The following is a 19,884-nucleotide window of genomic DNA, read 5'->3' on the forward strand; positions in this document are numbered from 1 at the left end:
AAACCTGACATGAATAATCTCCACCGGCATCTGGCCCCCATTTCGAGCGCGGCCTGGGCGCAGATCGAGGAAGAAGCCGCCCGCACCATCCGCCGCCACCTCGCCGGCCGGCGCGTCGTCGATACGGCGGAGCCGAAAGGCACCGCATTCGCGGGGGTCGGCACAGGGCGCGGCACGCTGATCGACGCCCCCGGACACGGTATCCGTGCCCTGCGGCGTGACGTTCTCCCGCTGGTGGAACTGCGTGTTCCCTTTACGCTTCTGCGTAGCGAGATCGACGCCGTCGAGCGCGGGTCTCTGGATTCCGACTGGCAGCCGGTCAAGGACGCGGCAAGGCAGATTGCCTTTGCCGAGGATCGCGCGATCTTCGACGGCTACGCGGCAGCGGGTATTCCCGGCATCCGCAACGGCACATCGAATGCCCATCTGAAGCTGCCCGCCCTGGCCAAGGATTACGCGCATACCATCGCCGAAGCCTTGAGCGCGTTGCGTCTGGCCGGCGTGAACGGTCCCTATTCGGTGGTTCTGGGGGCGCAGGCTTTCGCGAATGTCAGCGGCGGCGACGATGACGGCTATCCCGTCCTCAACCATATCGAGAGCATGATCGACGGAAAAATCGTCTGGGCGCCGGCCATCGAGGGCGCGTTCGTCGTGTCGATGCGCGGCGGCGACCTGGCGCTGGATATCGGGCAGGATTTTTCGATCGGCTACCTGTCGCACTCGGCGGACGCGGTCGAGCTTTACTTGCAGGAAAGCTTCGTCTTCCGTGTCCTGACGAGCGAAGCGACCGTCGCCATCGAGCCGGCCGGACAGCCTGCGGCCTGATCGCCCGCCCGCGCCCCGAACGGGCGCGGGCAACGGATGCGGGCATGGAGCGTTTTATACCAGCAGGCCCTGGCCGCCCTTTTCGAAGCAGACAGACTCATCGCAAGCCTGCACAAGGATTATTGGAATGGAAAACCCCCTGGAATCCTCTCCCGCACGAGATGCACGCATTCTCGCCAAGGCAAAGGAGATGTGGATTGCCGACGGCAGGCCCGGCGCCGGGCCGGATGCCTACATGGAAGCCGCGTCCGACCTGATCGGGATGGAACTCAATGCCGATGCCGGGCAGATCCCGGTGGAATCTCCCGTTCCCCTCGACGCCAACGGTCAGCCCATCGAAGATGCGCGGCTGGAAGACAATCTGGGCAATCCCGGCGGGTCCATGAACGAACTGGACAACAAGCGGGAAACCCCGTTCGCAACCCGGCAGGAAGAAGAGAAAGCCCTGAAAGACGAGGCCTGACGCGCGCCCGGCAGCACGGGCAGCAGCGGCAGACGATCCCGACCGTCAGGTCCCGGACAGATAACCCCATGGGAGGCTTCGGATGATCGCAATCTATCTCGACGACAGGAGCGATCCCGTCGCCCCTCGTGAAAACGGATGGTACATCATGGATGGTCCCACCATCCTTCTGGCAGGCCCCTTTTCCAGCAGGGAAGAGGCCGTGCTGTCGATCGACCAGCAGGAACCGGACCCTGAGGCAGGCGGCCCCTCCCCTTTCTGAGCATACAGCGCCGGTTTAGTGAAAATTTCTCGATTTCACGAGAACGCTCTCAGCTTGCGGCTCTTTATCCGCCCCGATGGCTCCGCCTGCGCCCCGATTGCCGACATCGGTCAGAAGATCGGAAAGATCCGTGATCTCGCGCGCCACGAGATGCACGACATCCCCTTCTTTCTGCACATTTCCCGTGACGGCGAGCATCTGCCCCGCCATGACCCGGCTGCGATACCGATCGAACAGATCCCGCCATATAATGACGTTCAACGCGCTGGTTTCATCTTCCAGCGTCAGGAACACCACCCCCTCAGCCGAACCGGGGCGCTGGCGCACCAAAACCAGCCCCGCCGCCATCAGGCGCCTGCCATCCCTGGATTCGATTGCCTGCCGGCAGGACACGATACCCATCCGGCGCAGGTCGTCACGCAGAAAGGCGACCGGATGGTCGCGCAGGGTCAGGCCGATGCGGTTGTAATCCCGCGTCACCTCGGCCCCCTCACGCATCGGCTGGAGCCGCACGGCGGGTTCATTCGCCTCCCGCGCGATAGAGGCTGCCGCGAACAGCGGCAAGGGCTCGTCCCGCAACGCCTTGATCGCCCACAGCGCCTCGCGCCGTGGCAGGCCAAGGCCCGGCCGGAACGCATCGGCTTCGGCCAGATGCGTCAATGCTGCCCCTCTGACCTCTGCCCTGCGCCAGAGATCATCGACTGACGCGAAGGGGCGTTGCCCCCGGACGCCCACAATGCGCGCCGCATCCTTCTCGGTCAGGCCCTTGACCAGGCTCATCCCCAGCCGGACGGCGAAACACCCTTTCTTCGTCGCCACTCCTTCCAGCGTGCTGTCCCAGCGCGAGGCATTGACGCAGATCGGCCGCACCTCGACCCCATGTTCCCGCGCATCCCGCACCAGTTGGGCCGGCGCATAGAACCCCATCGGCTGGGAATTGAGCAGTGCGGCCAGGAACACATCGGGGTGCTTGCATTTCATCCAGGACGAGGAGTAGGCGAGGATCGCAAAGCTGGCGGCATGGCTCTCCGGAAAACCGTAAGACCCGAAGCCTTCGAGCTGCTGATAGATCCGCTGCGCAAAGGCTTCGGAATAGTTTTTCTTCTTCATCCCCTCGATCAGCCGGGACTGAAACTGCGACATATTGCCGGTATGCTTGAATGTGGCCATGGCCCGTCGAAGCTGGTCCGCCTCTCCCGCCGAAAAATCGGCGCAGACCATTGCCACCTGCATCGCCTGTTCCTGAAACAACGGAATACCGAGCGTTTTCTTCAGCACGTTTTTCAGCTCCGGCGTCGGATACTCTTCCTCTTCCAGTTTTTCACGGCGGCGGAGATAAGGATGGACCATATCGCCCTGGATCGGCCCCGGCCGGACGATCGCGACCTCGATCACCAGATCATAGAATTCACGCGGCTTCAGACGCGGCAGCATGGACATCTGGGCGCGGGATTCGATCTGGAACACGCCAATCGTATCCGCCTTGCAGATCATGTCGTAGGTCTCGGCATCCTCGGCCGGAATGGTGGCCAGCGTGACATGCTCGCCTTTATGCTCGGCCAGCAGATCGAGCCCCTTCTTCATGCAGGTCAGCATGCCCAGAGCCAGGCAATCGACCTTCATGAATTTCAGGACACCGATATCGTCCTTGTCCCATTCGATGATCTGGCGATCGTCCATCGCCGCCGGTTCGACCGGGACCAGTTCGTCCAGCCGGTCATGGGTCAGCACGAAGCCCCCCGGATGCTGGGAGAGATGGCGCGGCACGCCGATCAGGCAGCAGGCCAGATCGAGCGTCAGCCGGATACGCCGGTCGGACAGATCGATGCCGGTATCCCTGAACAACGCGGGGTCCGCTTCCTTCGACCAGCCCCAGATCTGGCCGGACAGCGTGCGGATCAAATCTTCCGGCAAGCCCATGACCTTGGCGACATCGCGCAATGCGCCCTTGGCGCGATAACGGATCACCACCGCCGTCAGGGCCGCCCGATTGCGGCCATAATGGCCGTAGACCCACTGGATCACCTCCTCGCGCCGCGCATGTTCGAAATCGACATCGATATCGGGCGGCTCGCGCCGCGCCTCGGAAACGAACCGTTCAAACAGCAGATTATTGCGCGCGGGGTCGATGGCGGTGATGCCCAGCACGTAGCAGACCGCACTATTGGCCGCCGATCCCCGCCCTTGACACAGAATGTCCCTGGAACGGGCATGGCGGACGATACTGTTCACAGTCAGGAAATAGGGTGCGTACTGCATGCGCCCGATCAGGGCCAGCTCATGCTCCAGGCTTTTCCTGACCGTTTCCGGAAGCCCTTCGGGATAGAATTTTCCAGCCCCTTTCCAGGTCAATGCCTCCAGCGCCTGCTGCGGCGTCTGCCCCGGCACCGACACCTCGTCGGGATATTGGTAGGCCAGGTCCTCCAGGCTGAATGTGCAGCGTTCCACGATCTCGATCGTGCGGTCGATCGCCTCGGGATAGCGGCCGAACAGACGCGCCATCTCGTGAGGCGGCTTGATATAGCGATCGGCGTGGCGCTCCCGTGCGAACCCGGCCTCGTCTATGGTGGTATTATGTCGAATGCAGGTCACGACATCCGGCAAAATGCGCCGATCATGCGTGTGAAACAGCACATCGTTGGTCACCACCGTCGGCACCCGCGCCCGATGCGCCAGGCCGGCCAGTTCATACAGCCGCATCTGATCATTGGGCCGCCGTCGCAGCGTCAGCGTCATAAAGGCCCGATCATGAAACGCGGCCTTCAGCATCCGCAGATGCTGCGCGCAGTCCTCATCCGCCCTGTCCGGAATCAGGAGAACGAGCGACCCCTCGCCCCAAGAGACCAGATCCTCCCACAGCAGATGGCATCCTCCCTTCCCTGCCCGCGTCTTGCCGATGGTCAGCAGGCGGCACAGGCGGCCATAGGCGGCCCGATCGGTCGGATAGACCAGCACGGGCGAAAAATCGGCCAGGTCGAGGCGACAGCCGACGACGAGCCGTATCCCGGCCTCCTGCGCCGCCACATGGGCCTGCACCATGCCGGCCAGCGTATTCCGGTCGCACAACCCCAGGGCTTCGACCCCCAGCGCCTTCGCCCGCCGGAACAGTTCGGCCGGCGACGACGCACCGCGCAGGAAGGAAAAATAACTCGTCACCTGCAATTCGGCATAGCGGGTCATCCGAAGATCCCGTGCAGGAACCAGCCCTGCGACCCGGTTTCGCCATGTTCCCCATCGCCGGCCCGGTAGATCCAGAACCGCTCGCCGGATGTATCTTCCACCCGGAAATAGTCACGGGCCGTGGTGAGTTCGGCATCCCCTTTCCACCATTCGCCGAACACGCGCTCCGGCCCGTCGGCGCATCGCACCTTCCGCCGGACACCGCGCCAGATAAAGAAGACCGGCGGCTGATCGGGCAATTCGGCCATGGCGAGCACGGGCTCGGGCCGGGGCAGCAGGCGCATCGGACGCGGCCAGTGATCCGGCCAGTCCTTCGCCTCGTCCGGTGCCAGCGCCGGCACGCGGCAGAAAGAGCGTTCGGGCATGTCGCTTTCGACCGGCATAAAGCGATACAGCGCCTGCGTACCCACGCGATTGGCCAGACTGTCGATCAGGCCCGAAACATCAGGCTCATCCGCCTCGTCCAGCAACGACATGGCCTGACGCACGCCCATCGGCTCGGCCCACGACACCGTCAGCACCATCCGTTCGATCCCGAAACCAGGGTCGATCGTCTCGATCTTTTCGCACAGGAGCCGGACCAGCCTTCCGGCGGCCCGCACCGGCTGGGCGGTGGTAATCCGGATCGCCTCGGCGCGGCTGTCTACGCGGTGCAGCAGCAGGTCGAAACACCGGCCACCCTGCCCGCGCTCTTCCAGCAACTGGCAGAGGGGCGGCACCAGCGTGCCGATCATGCGCGCGATCGTCTCGGCGGCACCGATCGGCTCGGCGAAATTCCGGCTGACCTCTACCGGTTCGACGGGGCGGATCGGGACGATGGCCTCCGCCACCCGCCCGAATGCCTGGTCCAGCCGGCGCGCGACCTCCGGCCCGAAACGCAGTGCCAACGGCGCGCGCGGCATACCGGCAAGCGGGCCGATGCGGGACACGCCAAGAGCATGCAGCCCATCGACGATATCATCGGGCAGGCGCAGTGCCGCGATGGGCAGATCGGCCATCGCGGCGGCGGCCTCGCCGGGGGGTACGACCAGCATCCGCGCCCGCCCGTAGCGCGCCAGCGCATGGGCGGCCCCCAAACTATCGGCAACGGCTGCCTTGGCCGTGACCCCGGTGCGCCGCAGCCGCTGGACCATCGCCGCCAGCATGGCCTGCTCGCCCCCATGCAGGTGATCGGCCCCCGTCGTATCCAGCACAATGCCATCCGGCGGGTCGACGGCCACGACAGGGGCCATGCGGCGCTGGAACCACAGGGCCAATTTTTTCAGCCCCTCGCGGTCCCCCTGCGGATCGGCGTCCATGATGGTCAGATCGGGATACAGCGCCTGTGCCTTGGCCACCGGCGTACCAGGACACAACCCCGCCTTGCGGGCGACGAGATCGACCGAGCGCACGACCCGGCGCCGTCCCACACGGCCCACCAGCGCCAGCGCGGCCTCAGGCGCGGGCGCGTCGGCGCCCAACCGCTTCCTGATCCGATCCGTCGGCCAGAACGGCAGGTAGAGCGAGACGATTCTCGACAAGCCCGCTCTGGGCAAGTCTCCCCTGGCCATCGCAAGCCTCCACTTCAAAAATGGCTTCATCCCCGGCCCGTGCCCGGATCAGTTCCAGCCGCCAGCGTGGCCGCCCCACACCGGGCACCGGCAGCGCGACCGATGGCAGAACCGACACCCGCCAGCGCGTGACGCTGGCCGTCGACTGACCGAAATCGGCCGCCCCGGTCGGCCGCCTCCAGCGCCGGAGCGCGATGCCCAGCGCCCCGGAGGTCTCGGCCGCCAGTTGCAGGCGGCGCGACGCCGTCATCGACAGCCGCGCCACTTCCGCCACCACGGCCCCCAGGCCGCCATGTCGCAGTCCCTCCTCGAAGCAGGCCAGCACATCCACATCCGACCGGGCCTCGACATAGATGACCCGTCGCCCCGACAGCCCTACCTGCATCAGGGCCGGCGCGAACACATCCTGACGGCTGACGATCCACAGCACTTTTCCCCGCGTGCGCCCCGCGATCCCTGCCGCGAACTGGCCGGCCGCAGCGGCATGCAGGGCATCGCATCCACCCCCCGCCACTTCATGAAGAGCGCCCAGCATCAGCCCCCCGCCCGGCAACCGGCTGTCGATCTCATCCAGACCGAATGGCAGGACAGCCCGCCTGCGCCCCGAGCGGCCTTCCAGACGACTGATCTGCTCCCGCAGCACCTCCAGCGCGGGACGGGATTCGGATGCGGGCATGTGGCAGGACAGTCCATCCATGGCGTTCCACCGAGGCTTCCCAATCGGTGGACGGGTCATTATGTTCTCTATTTGTTCCATATCAGGGACAGGCGTCAACGACTTTCGCACCGGGCCGCCCTATTTGATCCACAGCGCGCCATGGCGGAAACTACAGGCACTCATCAGGGAATAACCCCATTTTCAGGGCGTTACGGGAGCAATCGTGGCCGACGGATATCTCGACAGGCTGAATGACGCGCAACGCGCCGCCGTGATGCACGGAGTCGCACAGGGTACAGCCCCTCCGGCCGCGCCTCTTCTGGTCATCGCCGGGGCCGGATCGGGCAAGACCAACACGCTGGCGCACCGTGTCGCGCATCTGGTCGTCAACGGTGCCGATCCCCGCCGCATCCTGCTGATGACCTTCTCACGCCGCGCGAGTGCCGAGATGGCACGGCGGGTGGAGCGGATCTGCGCCCAGGTGCTGGGCGACAGGGCCGGCGCGCTGGCCGGTGCCCTGGGCTGGACCGGCACGTTCCATGGGATCGGCGCGCGGATCATCCGCGCCCATGCCGAACAGATCGGCATGGACCCGGCCTTTTCGATCCATGACCGCGAGGATTCCGCCGACCTGATGAATCTGGTCCGGCACGAACTGGGGTTCTCCCGGACCGAAAGTCGCTTTCCGACCAAAGGCACCTGTCTGGCGATCTATTCCCGCGTGGTGAACGCCGGGCAACCGCTGGCCGATGTGCTGCTGAAGCATTACCCGTGGTGCGCGGGCTGGCAGGAGCAGCTCAAGACGCTGTTCGGCACCTATGTCGCGGCCAAGCAGGTCCAGAACGTGCTGGATTATGACGACCTGCTGCTGATCTGGGCGCAGATGATGGGCGACCCGATCCTGGCCGCCGAAATCGGCGGGACATGGGACCATGTGCTGGTGGACGAATATCAGGACACCAACCGGTTGCAGGCCAGGATCCTGCTGGGCATGAAGCCCGACGGCGCGGGGCTGACCGTCGTGGGCGACGATGCCCAGAGCATCTATGCCTTCCGGGCCGCGACGGTGCGCAACATCCTCGATTTCCCGTCCGCCTTCCCTACCCCGGCCACCGTGCTGACGCTGGAGCGCAATTATCGTTCCAGCCAGCCGATCCTCGCCGCCGCCAACGCGGTGATCGAACGGGCCTCCGAACGGTTCACCAAGAATCTGTGGACCGACCGCGCATCCGACGCCCTGCCCCGCCTGGTCTGCGTGAAGGACGATTCCGACCAGGCCCGCTATATCGTCGAACGGATGCTGGAAGACCGCGAACAGGGCACGATGCTGAAGCAGCAGGCGGTGCTGTTCCGCGCCGCGCACCATAGCGGCTCACTGGAAGTCGAACTGACGCGGCGCAACATCCCGTTTGTGAAGTTCGGCGGGCTGAAATTTCTCGACAGCGCCCATGTCAAGGACGTGCTGGCCATGCTGCGCTTTGCGGAAAACCCACGCGACCGGGTCGCCGGGTTCCGGGTGATGCAATTGCTGCCCGCCGTAGGCCCCACCTCGGCCCGGCGTGTGCTGGACGCCATGCAGGACGCGCCGGACCCGATCGCCGCCCTGATGCAGGTCAGGGCACCGGCGCGTGCGGGCGAAGGCTGGGCCGGATTTGTCGACACGATGCACGGCCTGCGCAACCGCACCGCCGGCTGGCCGTCGGAAATCGGCCTGATCCGCCACTGGTATGAACCCCATCTGGAACGATTGCATGAGGACGCGACCACCCGCCTGTCCGACCTGCGGCAACTGGAACAGATCGCGGGCGGCTATCCGTCCCGCGAGCGGTTCCTGACCGACCTGACGCTGGACCCGCCGGACGCGACTTCCGATCAGGCCGGCGTGCCGCTGCTGGATGAAGATTACCTGATCCTCTCCACCATCCATTCCGCCAAGGGGCAGGAATGGCGGAGCGTCTTCATCCTCAACACTGTCGATGGGTGCATCCCCTCCGACCTCGGCACCGGTGAAACCGAGGAGATCGACGAAGAACGCCGCTTGCTCTACGTCGCCATGACACGGGCGAAGGAGTCCCTCGACCTGATCGTGCCGCAGCGTTTTCACGTCCACGGACAGCATGGCATGGGCGACCGCCATGTCTATGCCGCGCGAACCCGCTTCATCGACCCGGCCATGCTGCCCCTCTTCGAAACACGCGCCTGGCCAGTCGTCACGCCGGAGGATGCAGAACGCCGGGACGCGGCAAAGCAGGTCCGCATCGACATGGCCGCACGGCTACGCGACATGTGGGGATAGAGCCGGCCGACGTGCCGCGCTCTATTTACCCACCATCACGTCCGATGCCTTGATAACGGCATAGGCTTCATCGCCCACCGCCAAGGCGAGATCGTCGATCGCCTCGTTCGTGATCGCCGAGGTGATCACGACGCCCCCGCCGATATCAATCGTCACATGGCCGGTGGTCTGGCCTTTGGTCACCGCCGTGACCGTGCCCTTGATCTGATTGCGCGCGCTCAGTTTCATGCCGTCTCTCCCTGGGTATCGTTTCCTGCGTGGCCGACCTGACCCGCGCGCATGCCCGGATCGCGCCCGGAAATGGCCGCTGCATGGGTCGACCGGCCGTCGCCGCGCTTATCCGCCCTGAAGGGGGCCATATCCATGGGGGTGTTCCAGACGCCAGCGGTAAGCCGTGTCGACGATCTCGTCGAGTTCCACGAAGCGTGGCGTCCAGCCGGTTTCCCGCCGCAGACGGTCGGCGCCCGCGACCAGCCGTGCGGGGTCGCCTGGGCGGCGGGGCGCCAGATGCCACGGCACCACACGCCCGGTCACCCGCTCCACGCTGCGGATCACCTCCATGTTCGAATGTCCTCGCCCGGTGCCGACATTATAGACCACGCTGCGATCATGGATCGCATCCAGCGCCGCCAGATGGGCATGGGCCAAATCCGTGACATGGATATAGTCGCGGATGCAGGTTCCGTCGGGCGTCGGATAGTCGTCGCCGAACAGATGCAGCGCCTCCCTCCGCCCCAATGCCGCATCGATCACCAGCGGGATCAGATGGGTCTCCGGCCGATGGTCCTCCCCGAGCCGCCCGTCGGGATCAGCGCCGGCGGCATTGAAATAGCGCAGGCACGCGCTGCGCAGCCCATGAATCCGGTCGGCCCACAGCAGGGCACGCTCCACCATATGCTTGCTTTCGCCATAGGGAGAACCGGGAACGATCGGCGTCGCTTCCGTGATCAGCGCGTCCTCCGTCTGCCCGAACAGCGCCGCCGTCGAGGAAAACACGAAGCGCTTCACGCCATGGCGGATGCAGGCGTCGATCAGCGTGAAGCCCAGCCCCGCGTTGGCTTCCATGTAGCGCAGCGGGTGCTGCATGCTCTCCCCCACCAGCGACAGCGCCGCGAAATGCAGCACCCCAGCCCACGGGCCGCTGGCCAGGATCGTATCGACCAGCGCGCGGTCCGCCAGGTCGCCCTCGACGAACGTCACCCCGTCGGGCACCGCCTCCCGATGCCCCGTCCGCAGATTGTCGAACACCAGCACATCATGCCCCGCATCCCGCAGGGCGGCGACGACATGGCTGCCCACATAGCCCGCCCCACCGGTCACCAGAAAACGGGATCGTTCTGTCATCTTCGCTGCCTCGACTTCTCTTGCAATCTGTAACCATCAGGTCCGGTTATAGGTGTCCTCGAAGCGGACGATATCATCCTCTCCCAGATAGGACCCGGTCTGGATCTCGATCAGCACCAGCGGGATACGGCCCGGATTTTCCATCCGGTGGGTGCATTCCTGCGGCAGGTAGATGCTCTCGTTCTCATGGACGGTGATCTGCTCGGCATTGCGCGTCACCAGCGCCACGCCACTGACGACCACCCAATGTTCCGCCCGATGATAATGTTTCTGGAGCGACAGCTTCTCGCCCGGCATCACGACGATGCGCTTCACCTGGAAGCGCGCATCCTGGATCAGGCTCTCATAGAAGCCCCATGGCCGGTAGCACCGGTTATGGGCCTCCGCCTCCTTGCGCCCCTGGGCCTGCAGCCGGGTCACGATCTTCTTCACGTCCTGCGCCCGGCTCTTCTGCGTCACCAGCACCGCATCACGGGTCGTCACCACCACGACATCATCGAGCCCGACAACGGCGGTCAGTATCTCGTCCGACCGAACGTAGCTGTCATGCACCCCTTCCAGGCAGACATGACCCTGCGCCACGTTGCCCGCGCCGTCCTTCTCGCCGATATCCCACAGCGCATTCCAGCTTCCGATGTCGGTCCAGCCGAAATCTCCGGCGATGACCGCCGCGTGGTCGGTATGTTCCATCACCGCGTAATCGAAGGAAATATCCGGCGCCGAGAGAAACGACGCAGGGTCGAGGCGCTGGAAGATCAGGTCGCCGGTGCGGCGCTCCACCGCCTGCCGCACAGGCGCCAGCACCACCGGAGCATGGACTTCCATTTCCTGGAGCAGGGTGTGCGCCGTAAAGACGAACATCCCCGAATTCCACATATACTTGCCCGACGCCACCAGTTCGGCGGCGGTCTCCGCATCCGGCTTCTCGATAAACCCGGCGACCGTGCTGACCTCGGGCAGTCTGGCCAAAGGTTGGCCGGCCTCGATATAGCCGTAACCGGTTTCCGGCCGGGTCGGATGCATGCCGAAGACGACGATATGGCCCCGCTGCGCCGCAGCCGCCGCCGCCGGAAGAAGCTGTTCCAGCGTTTCCGGCCGGGTCATCACCGCATCGGCCGCCATGATCCACAGCACCGCATCCGGATTGCTTTCCGCGGCCAGCAGGGCCGCGGCGGCAATCGCCGGCGCGGAGTTGCGACCGGCGGGTTCCAGCACGATCCGCGCATTCTCGATCCCCGCCTCGCGCAGTTGCTCGGCAATCAGAAAGCGATGGTCGTGGTTGCAGATCACGATCGGGGCCTCGAACATCGCCCCAACCCCACGGCACGCCGTCTCCTGCAGCATCGTCCGGTTCCCCACCAGCGACCAGAGCTGCTTCGGATAGCTCGCCCGCGACAGCGGCCACAGCCGGCTCCCCGTCCCGCCAGACAGAATGACCGGGACAATCTTCGTCGTGCTCGCCGCCTGCGCGCCAATCACCGGAAGCGTCGTGTCAGACATGGCATCCTCCCTACTGCTCTATTCAGTCTCAATATTATCTCGGAAACCGACGATCTCGCCGTCCGCCCCATCATCCGGCACGCGGCCGATGCCGTGCAGCCAGGCCATGAAAAATTTATGCGGATAACGGCTATCACATAGCTCAGCCGCTGTCAGCCAGAGGCATCCGGGATACGCCAATATGCTGTTATAAATAAAGAAAACAGCCTCATACAGCACCATACCCCGCTTGGACACGGGTTCCGGGTTCAGAACGCTGTCCCGAGGACGGTGTCAGACCAGACTGAACCGCTCCCATACAACCCGACCGGACGCCTTTCATTGTATTAAAGACTGCTCCAAACCGCGCTCATACGCGAAGATATGCCGCCTCTTCGCAGCACCCCTGTCGCCAGGGGCTTTTGCTCGACAGGCTGTGGCAAGGATGCGGTGGCAATCCTGCCCGCATCTCCGCATGAATGAAACGACCGCCACCACGGCAAGTTTCGGGTTGCATCCTTTCCAATCACACGATCGCGGGCTCCACCCAGTCGGTCGGCGTGTCGCGGGCCTGCGCCTCCACCATCGCGATCCGGAAATCCTTTGTGGCGTCGCCAGATCATCGCCTCGCACCGGCCGCTACGGACACGCCCCAAAGCCGGTTCCTCCTGATCCAGAAACAGAAAACCTTTTTCTTGCGTACAACGAAACCTTTCTCTTCAGAACATCTTAACCTTCTCGCCGCAGCGCTGGAAAGATTGCCCGGATTTCGGGCCATTTTTGGCTTTTCGGCTCCCTGTGGAGTGAGAGAAGACACCAGCCTGGACAAACAGCATTCACGCAGTTTTGTGGATATCTCCTCTATACCGCGCTGATATTTCGGCAGGTCGCGAGTTGACAAACTTCAGCCTCTGGCAAGGAGCCGGCTGCAATGCAAATACTGATTACCGGAAATATGGGCTATGTCGGATCTACGGTCTGCAAGTATCTCCGTCAGATGCGGCCCGACGCCGTGCTGCACGGTTTCGACAATGCCTATTTCGCCCATTGTCTCACCGGCGCCATGTGCCTGCCGGAGCATAGTCTCGATGCGCAATTCTACGGCGACGTACGGTCCATCACACCCGAGCGGCTTGCCGGATATGACGCGGTCGTGCAGCTCGCCGCCATATCGAACGATCCGATGGGCCATAAATTCGAAAAAATCACTTACGACATCAATCAGGATACCACGATCGCCCTGGCCAGGTCCGCCGCGGACGCTGGCGTACACCATTTCGTTTTCGCATCGAGTTGCAGCATATACGGTATCGCGGAAGGTGGTCCGCGCAAGGAGAGCGATCCGGTCAATCCCGTGACGGCCTATGCCCGATCCAAGATTGGCGCGGAAAAGGCACTGGAGCAGATCGACACCGACATGGTGATCACCTGCCTCCGCTTCGCGACTGCCTGCGGCATGTCCGATCGGCTGAGGCTCGATCTCGTGCTGAATGATTTCGTCGCATCCGCGATGGTCACTGGCAAGCTCAGCGTGCTTTCGGATGGAACCCCATGGCGGCCGATGATCGATACCGCCGATATGGCGCGCGCGATCGACTGGGCGGTCGACCGCCCGGCGGAAGCCGGCGGGCGCTATCTGGCGGTCAATGTCGGCAGTGACGATCGCAATTATCAGGTAAGGCAGATCGCCGATGCCGTGGCTGAGATGCTGCCGGGGACCACGGTCAGCGTCAATACCGAGGCACCGGTGGACAGCCGGTCCTATCGGGTCGATTTTAGTCTCTACAGATCCTTGGCGCCGGATCATCAGCCGCAAGTAACGCTGCGTGATTCGATCGGGGAGTTGAAGGCCGGGCTGGAACGCATGGCTTTCGAAGACGCGGATTTTCGCAACTCTCCTTTGATTCGACTCAAGGTTCTGGAGGCACACATGGCTTCGGGGCGCCTCGATTCGGCACTTGTCTGGCAAAGATCGGCGCGCCCCTGAGAGGGGCCGATCCGGGTTCCCTCCCGCATCGGCAAAGCCACCACGAGCGAAAAACAATCCCATAACATATAAATATAAAATGGAGGATTGATCGATGAAAGTCGCTATACTTGCTGGAGGTTTCGGAACAAGGCTGAGCGAGGAGACGATGATCCGTCCCAAGCCCATGGCCGAGATCGGTGGCCGGCCGATCCTCTGGCATATCATGAAGATGTATGCCCATTACGGGTTTTCAGATTTCGTCGTTCTTGGAGGATATCGCATCGATTTCATCCGCGATTACTTCATGCGCTATCGCGCGTCGCGCAGCGATTTTGCCATCGACCTCGGCACCGGAGAGGTGAACTGGCTCCAGGCACAGACCGAGAACTGGCGCGTCACGGTGCTGGACACCGGCAAGGATTCCCTCACGGGCGGCCGCATCCGCCGCGCGCGCCGCTATCTGGAAGACGACACGTTCTGCCTGACCTATGGCGACGGCGTAAGCAACGTCAACATCAACGACCTCGTGGCCTTCCACAAATCCCGCGATACGTGGTGCACGTTGACGGCGGTGGTCCAGCCCGGACGTTACGGCGCGCTGCATCTGAGTGACAACGGAGCGGCCGTGCGCGGTTTCGGCGAGAAGCGGGCTGGCGATGGCGGACTGATCAATGGCGGTTTCTTCGTATGCGAGCCGGAGATCTTCGACCTGATCGACGATGATCTGACGACATGGGAGGCCGAACCAATGGACCGGCTGATCGAGCGCGACAAGCTGTCGAGCTTCGTACACGACGGCTATTGGCAGAGCATGGATACGTTGCGCGACAAGCAGGTTCTCGAAGCCGCGTGGGCAACCCAGGCGCCCCCCTGGAAAGTATGGTCCGACTGACAGGCGCCGATCCGGACGCGCGGCGGACGGAGCAATATGGCGTGAGAGCATCGGAAACGACATAATCGGCAGGAGCCGAAACATGATCATCGTTGATACGGCGCTGAAAAAGCGTGAGGCGGAAGGGCGACCGGTGACCGTCGCCATCATCGGAGCGGGCACCCAGGCGCGCGCCATCGCCCGCACCATCGAGATCGCGACGCCGGGCATGCGTGTCGTCGCGGTCGCCAACCGAACCCGCGCGAACGGCGAGGCGGTCTTTACCGAACTCGGGCTCGACCCCGTATGGTGCGCGGACGCCACCGCCCTGGACGCCGCGATTGCCTCGGGGGCACGGGCTGTCACGAACGATCCGTTGCTACTGGCGAGGGCGGCAGGGATCGACGCTGTGATCGAGGCGACCGGGTCGATGGAATATGCCGCCCGCGCGGTGTTGGCCGCGATCGAGGGCGGCAAGCATCTGATCCAGGTGAATGCGGAACTCGACGGCACCATTGGTCCAATCCTGAAGGTGAAAGCGGACGCAGCCGGCGTCGTCTATACCGCCGGGGATGGCGACCAGCCGGGCGTGATGATGAATCTGGTCCGCTTCATGGAGGGGATCGGCGTCCGTCCGGTACTGTGCGGCAGCATCAAGGGACTCTACGATCCGTATCGTACCCCCGACACGCAGATTTCCTTCGCGCAGAAATGGGGCCTGGACCCGGCCATGGCGGCATCGTTCGCCGATGGCACGAAAATCTCGTTCGAGCAGACGGTCATCGCCAACGGCACCGGCATGAAGGTGGCGCGGCGCGGCATGATCGGGCCGGATTTCTCGGGCGGAGACCCTTATGCACCGCTGAAGCCACTTGAAGAAACGACCGGCGCCTTTGCCGCCCACCTCGACGCCCATCTCGCCGCCGGCGGGCCCGGCATCGTCGATTATGTGATCGGCGCGCGGCCCGGTCCCGGCGTCTTCGTCATCGGGACGATGGAAGACCCACGCCAGCGGCATTTCCTGAATTATTACAAAATGGGGCCTGGGCCTTATTATTGTTTCTATACCCCCTTTCATCTATGCCATTTCGAGGTTCCCGGCTCGGTCGCGCGGGCCGTTCTGTTCGGGGATGCGACGCTCACGCCGAAGGCTGGCCCCAGCGTCGGCGTTATCGCGCTGGCCAAGAAGGACCTGGCGCCGGGAGATGTCATTACCGAGCTTGGCGGGTTCGAAGCTTATGGAATGATCGAGAATATCGAGACGATACGTGCGGAGAACCTGATCCCTCTGGGGCTTGCGATCGGCGGCCGAATAAACAGGCCCATTCCCAGGGATCAGCCCATCACCTTCGCCGATGTCGACCTGCCGGTGGGGCGAACGATCGACCGCCTTTATGCGGAGCAGGAAGAGATTTTCGCGCCGGTCATGACAATCGAAGAGGTTGTCTATGATCTTTCATGAAACCACACTGAAGGATGCGATGCTGATAGACCCGGAGCCCCGCGGGGACGACCGGGGCTTCTTCGCCCGGATGATGTGCAGGGAGGAGTTTGCGGCACACGGGCTGATCGCCGATTTCGTGCAGCATAATATGTCCTTTTCACGCAACAGAGGCACGGTACGGGGGCTGCATTTCCAACGCGTCCCCCACGCCGAAGCCAAGCTGATGCGCTGCACCAGAGGAGAGATCGTCGATGTGATCGTGGACCTGCGCGGCGCATCGCCGACCTATCTACAGCATGAAGCCTTCGTGCTGACCGCCGAGAATCACAGACTTCTTTATGTACCGCCGGGATTTGCCCATGGTTTCCAGACACTGACCGACGATACCGAGGTTTTCTACCCTGTCAGCGCCGCCTATGCGCCCGACATGGAAGGCGGTGTGCGCCATGACGACCCACTGATCGGGATTTCCTGGCCTCTGGGCGTCAGTGAACTGTCGTCGAAAGACGCATCCTGGCCGTTTTTGCAACCAGGGGCGCCACCGGTCTTTTGAATGTTTTTCATCGTCGGGCAGCGCGCATCTCGCTGCAAGGAGACATCGATATCATGCCACCACAAATAAAACGTCGCCTTGATGCACTCATCGCCTCGCGGATCGCGCGCGTTTTGCGTCAGGGATCACCTATCCGCCTTCAGCAGTTCACATGAGAACATCAGAATTCCGTTCGGGGAGACTTCCTTATGAAACCGGAACACGAATTTCATTCTGAGAACAGGCGCTTCCTTGTGCTTGCCCGTGTCGGTGACAACTCGCTGCATCATAGCTGGATTGCAGACAAGACGGTCACGCGGAACTGGGATCTGCAACTGAATGCTTACGCCAAGGACCGCTCGCACTGCCAGGATGGCGATCTGCCGCCCGTATTCGATTACGGGACCAAGTGGGACAGCATCGCACGCCACTTCAAGGCCCATCCCGAATTGCTGCATCGCTATGAGTATATCATGCTCCCGGACGACGACCTTTTGATGGAAGCGTCCGACATCAACAGGCTGTTCGACATCGCGGTGGAATACGACCTGACGATGGCGCAACCGGCCATGACGATCGAAAGCTACATGTCGCACGCCATCGTCCTGCGCATGCCGGGCTTTCGTCTCCGGTACAGCACGTTTCTTGAATCCATGGCCTGCTGCATCAAATCGTCCTATCTCCGTACGCTTCTGCCGATGTTCGAGCGGCATTTCACCGGCTGGGGCACGGACATGATCTGGACGATGCTGATGAAGGACCCCGCCTATCGCGCCGCGATCGTGGACGAGGTGCCGATGACCCATACGAGGCCGCTCTATAGTGGACCGATCTACAATACATTTGCGAAGGACAAGATAGATCCGAAAGAAGAGGTGCGCGAGCTACTGGCCTCTTTCGATAACCACCCTCTTCGCATGCATGTCTATGGCGGTTATCTGGGCAATGGCAGGATGGTTGGCGCCTTCGAGACACGCATACGCAATGCGGTCGGGCTGTTCATGGTCGCGAAAAACGCGAAACTGTCATGGAACACCTTCCGCATGGGGTGCGCGATGCTGATCCGGGCATTCACCAGCATGGGCTACCTGCCAGAACAGCTTCGTGCCGTCGCAGGTACGAAGATGGCGGTGCTCGGAATGGGCGCGCCGCCGCGCAATCCGGACATGGGTTTGGCGGCCGCAGGCATTCCGCTTCGCGCTCCGGAGCGACCGACAAGCATTTCACCGGTGGCATGAGCATATAAAGGCTCCGTCCCGGCAGGATTTCGCAGAGAACGGGACCGGGTTGCTCGTAGCCCGTAAGAATATCGGGTCTCTGCCCTATCGGCCCAAAGGCAGACGGTTTCCGCAGGAGCACCTTCGGAAACCGTTTGTTTAGCGGATTGGGATTACGAGGCCCGGAGCCTCCCGCGCGTTGGGCGAAGCCCGGCCCTTTCCTGTCAAAGGCCAGTCTTCGCCCATGAAAGCAGGCTGGCCCTCGCCTGCATCATCCACGATCCCAGCCATGCGCTCACGGGGCTGCAAACCGCCGCACATAGGCGGGGGACAGGTCGTCGATCGTATTCACGCCGAGCATCGCCATGTCGCGCGCGATTTCCGCCCGCATCAAACGCAGCGCATGACGCACGCCGGCGGTGCCCGCCGCGACCGAGGCATACAGAAACGGCCGGCCGACGAAGACGAAGTCCGCACCGAGCGCCAGGGCCTTGAGCACATCCGTGCCGCGTCGGATACCGCTGTCGATCAGCACCGCCATCTCGCCTGCCTCGCGGACGACCTCTTGCAGCATGAGCAGGGGGGCGATGGCTGAATCGAGCTGGCGTCCGCCATGATTGGACAGCCAGACGCCGTCGACACCCGCCGCGCGGGCAAGCGCAGCATCCTCGGGCGAAAGAACCCCCTTGATGACAAGGCGACCTTTCCAGGCATCGCGCATGAACGCGACATGCTCCCAGCACAGGCCGTCGCGGGTGCCGATATTGCGTTCGGCGGAACGGGAGAGGATCGCCGGCCCGCGAAACGCGTCCATGTTCTCGAAATGCGGCATGCCGCCCATCAGGGTGCGGATGAAGGTTCCCAGCGACCATCGGGGATGAAGCGCCCCGTCCCAGAAAAGGCGCGGCGTAGGCCGGAGGGGCATGGAAAAGCCGGTGCGGACGTTGTTCTCGCGGTTCGCCGGGACCTGCACATCGGCGGTGAGGACGATCGTCTCGAACCCTGCGGCCTCCACCCGGCGGAGCATCGCCGCGATCCGTTCCTTATCGCCAGGCAGATAGGCCTGAAACCAGCGCGTCCCGCCCTCGGCAGCCATCGTTTCCAACGGCGTGAGTGACGTGGCACTGGCCACCATCAGCGCATTTTCGGCGGCTGCGGCCCGAGCCAGAACAAGATCGCCCCGAAATGACGACAGGGCGGACAGGCCCATTGGCGCGATGCCGACCGGCAGGCTGAAAGATTTTCCGAACAGAGATGCCGCCGTCGAACGCGCGCGGGTATCGACGAGCACACGCGGCAGGAGAGCGAGCGCGGCATAGCTTTCGCGATTGGCCCGCAGAGAGCGGTTGGTTTCCGCGGCTCCCGCGTAATAGCCATAAATCTGCCGTGGCAGGCGACGCCGGGCAACGGCCTCGAAATCATCCAGACACAGAAAACGATCGAGACGGCGGGATACGTCAGCGGCAATCGCCGGTTTTACCGGGACCGGAAAAGAAGCGTTCATGGCACTCCTTGCAACAGATCGGGCATACTCCAACATGGCCCGTAGAAAAAGCTAACCTTACGATCGCCAATCCATTTTGCCAGACAGCATCGCACATCTGGATGCGAAGACCTGAATGGAGGCGATCCGTAAGACGACTTATCACGCACCCAGATCGGGGCCATAACCCTGGGGGTGTTCCAGGCGCCAGCGGTAAGCCGTAGCGACGATCTCGTCGAGTTCCACGAAGCGTGGTGTCCAGCCGGTTTCCCGCCGCAGACGGTCGGCGCCCGCGACCAGCCGTGCGGGGT

At 63.3% G+C, this 19,884-nt stretch carries 18 protein-coding genes; 10 read left to right on the forward strand and 8 right to left on the reverse strand.

What is annotated here, in order from left to right:
* The first annotated feature begins 9 nt into the window (after positions 1-9).
* From ABF821_RS07755 to ABF821_RS07765, 3 genes are all read left to right on the forward strand, one after another.
* Complete coding sequence (locus ABF821_RS07755; RefSeq protein ID WP_183009290.1) at positions 10-825, forward strand: family 1 encapsulin nanocompartment shell protein; 816 nt, start codon at positions 10-12, stop codon at positions 823-825.
* A gap of 127 nt (positions 826-952) precedes the next feature.
* Positions 953-1,288: a hypothetical protein gene (locus tag ABF821_RS07760; RefSeq protein ID WP_183009289.1), complete on the forward strand. Its 336-nt coding sequence runs from the start codon at positions 953-955 to the stop codon at positions 1,286-1,288.
* Between the two features lie 82 nt (positions 1,289-1,370).
* Complete coding sequence (locus ABF821_RS07765; RefSeq protein WP_183009288.1) at positions 1,371-1,550, forward strand: hypothetical protein; 180 nt, start codon at positions 1,371-1,373, stop codon at positions 1,548-1,550.
* A 15-nt stretch (positions 1,551-1,565) separates the two neighbouring features.
* Here the strand turns inward: ABF821_RS07765 and ABF821_RS07770 are convergent, their stop codons facing one another.
* Genes ABF821_RS07770 through ABF821_RS07780 form a run of 3 tightly spaced genes read right to left on the reverse strand, consistent with a single transcriptional unit; the run spans position 1,566 to position 6,956 of the window.
* Positions 1,566-4,730 (reverse strand): error-prone DNA polymerase, encoded by a 3,165-nt coding sequence (locus tag ABF821_RS07770; RefSeq protein ID WP_415529614.1) that lies wholly within the window; start codon positions 4,728-4,730, stop codon positions 1,566-1,568.
* Positions 4,727-6,148 (reverse strand): DUF6504 family protein, encoded by a 1,422-nt coding sequence (locus tag ABF821_RS07775; protein ID WP_415529627.1) that lies wholly within the window; start codon positions 6,146-6,148, stop codon positions 4,727-4,729. Before ABF821_RS07775 ends, ABF821_RS07770 begins: the two co-directional genes overlap by 4 nt.
* Positions 6,149-6,164: 16 nt before the next feature.
* A complete protein-coding gene (locus tag ABF821_RS07780) occupies positions 6,165-6,956 on the reverse strand; it encodes an ImuA family protein (RefSeq protein ID WP_415529615.1) in 792 nt (263 codons plus the stop codon).
* Between the two features lie 205 nt (positions 6,957-7,161).
* Here ABF821_RS07780 and ABF821_RS07785 point away from each other — a divergent pair, with 205 nt between their 5' ends.
* Positions 7,162-9,234: an ATP-dependent helicase gene (locus ABF821_RS07785; RefSeq protein ID WP_415529616.1), complete on the forward strand. Its 2,073-nt coding sequence runs from the start codon at positions 7,162-7,164 to the stop codon at positions 9,232-9,234.
* A 21-nt stretch (positions 9,235-9,255) separates the two neighbouring features.
* Here ABF821_RS07785 and ABF821_RS07790 read toward each other — a convergent pair whose 3' ends face one another.
* The 4 genes from ABF821_RS07790 to ABF821_RS07805 all read right to left on the reverse strand — a co-directional run bounded on the left by ABF821_RS07790 (position 9,256) and on the right by ABF821_RS07805 (position 12,300).
* Positions 9,256-9,462 (reverse strand): TOBE domain-containing protein, encoded by a 207-nt coding sequence (locus ABF821_RS07790; RefSeq protein WP_114728029.1) that lies wholly within the window; start codon positions 9,460-9,462, stop codon positions 9,256-9,258.
* A 108-nt stretch (positions 9,463-9,570) separates the two neighbouring features.
* Complete coding sequence (gene galE / locus ABF821_RS07795) at positions 9,571-10,578, reverse strand: UDP-glucose 4-epimerase GalE (RefSeq protein WP_415529617.1); 1,008 nt, start codon at positions 10,576-10,578, stop codon at positions 9,571-9,573.
* 36 nt (positions 10,579-10,614) lie between these two features.
* Positions 10,615-12,078 (reverse strand): mannose-1-phosphate guanylyltransferase/mannose-6-phosphate isomerase, encoded by a 1,464-nt coding sequence (locus tag ABF821_RS07800; RefSeq protein WP_415529618.1) that lies wholly within the window; start codon positions 12,076-12,078, stop codon positions 10,615-10,617.
* An 18-nt stretch (positions 12,079-12,096) separates the two neighbouring features.
* Positions 12,097-12,300 carry a hypothetical protein gene (locus tag ABF821_RS07805; RefSeq protein ID WP_415529619.1) on the reverse strand — a complete coding sequence of 68 codons (204 nt, stop codon included), beginning with the start codon at positions 12,298-12,300 and terminating at the stop codon, positions 12,097-12,099.
* Between the two features lie 236 nt (positions 12,301-12,536).
* Here ABF821_RS07805 and ABF821_RS07810 point away from each other — a divergent pair, with 236 nt between their 5' ends.
* The 6 genes from ABF821_RS07810 to ABF821_RS07835 all read left to right on the forward strand — a co-directional run bounded on the left by ABF821_RS07810 (position 12,537) and on the right by ABF821_RS07835 (position 18,111).
* A complete protein-coding gene (locus ABF821_RS07810) occupies positions 12,537-12,932 on the forward strand; it encodes a hypothetical protein (protein ID WP_415529620.1) in 396 nt (131 codons plus the stop codon).
* Between the two features lie 56 nt (positions 12,933-12,988).
* Positions 12,989-14,044 carry an NAD-dependent epimerase/dehydratase family protein gene (locus tag ABF821_RS07815; RefSeq protein WP_415529621.1) on the forward strand — a complete coding sequence of 352 codons (1,056 nt, stop codon included), beginning with the start codon at positions 12,989-12,991 and terminating at the stop codon, positions 14,042-14,044.
* Between the two features lie 94 nt (positions 14,045-14,138).
* Positions 14,139-14,918 carry a glucose-1-phosphate cytidylyltransferase gene (gene rfbF, locus ABF821_RS07820; RefSeq protein WP_415529622.1) on the forward strand — a complete coding sequence of 260 codons (780 nt, stop codon included), beginning with the start codon at positions 14,139-14,141 and terminating at the stop codon, positions 14,916-14,918.
* A gap of 82 nt (positions 14,919-15,000) precedes the next feature.
* Positions 15,001-16,359: an NAD(P)H-dependent oxidoreductase gene (locus tag ABF821_RS07825; RefSeq protein WP_415529623.1), complete on the forward strand. Its 1,359-nt coding sequence runs from the start codon at positions 15,001-15,003 to the stop codon at positions 16,357-16,359.
* Positions 16,346-16,894 carry a dTDP-4-dehydrorhamnose 3,5-epimerase gene (gene rfbC, locus ABF821_RS07830; protein WP_415529624.1) on the forward strand — a complete coding sequence of 183 codons (549 nt, stop codon included), beginning with the start codon at positions 16,346-16,348 and terminating at the stop codon, positions 16,892-16,894. Before ABF821_RS07825 ends, rfbC begins: the two co-directional genes overlap by 14 nt.
* Positions 16,895-17,127: 233 nt before the next feature.
* Complete coding sequence (locus ABF821_RS07835) at positions 17,128-18,111, forward strand: DUF707 domain-containing protein (protein ID WP_415529625.1); 984 nt, start codon at positions 17,128-17,130, stop codon at positions 18,109-18,111.
* A 274-nt stretch (positions 18,112-18,385) separates the two neighbouring features.
* Here the strand turns inward: ABF821_RS07835 and ABF821_RS07840 are convergent, their stop codons facing one another.
* A complete protein-coding gene (locus ABF821_RS07840) occupies positions 18,386-19,594 on the reverse strand; it encodes an alpha-hydroxy acid oxidase (RefSeq protein WP_415529626.1) in 1,209 nt (402 codons plus the stop codon).
* Positions 19,595-19,884: the final 290 nt, after the last annotated feature.

Origin of the sequence: Gluconacetobacter sp., assembly GCF_047721585.1 — a bacterium.
GTDB lineage: Bacteria > Pseudomonadota > Alphaproteobacteria > Acetobacterales > Acetobacteraceae > Gluconacetobacter > Gluconacetobacter dulcium.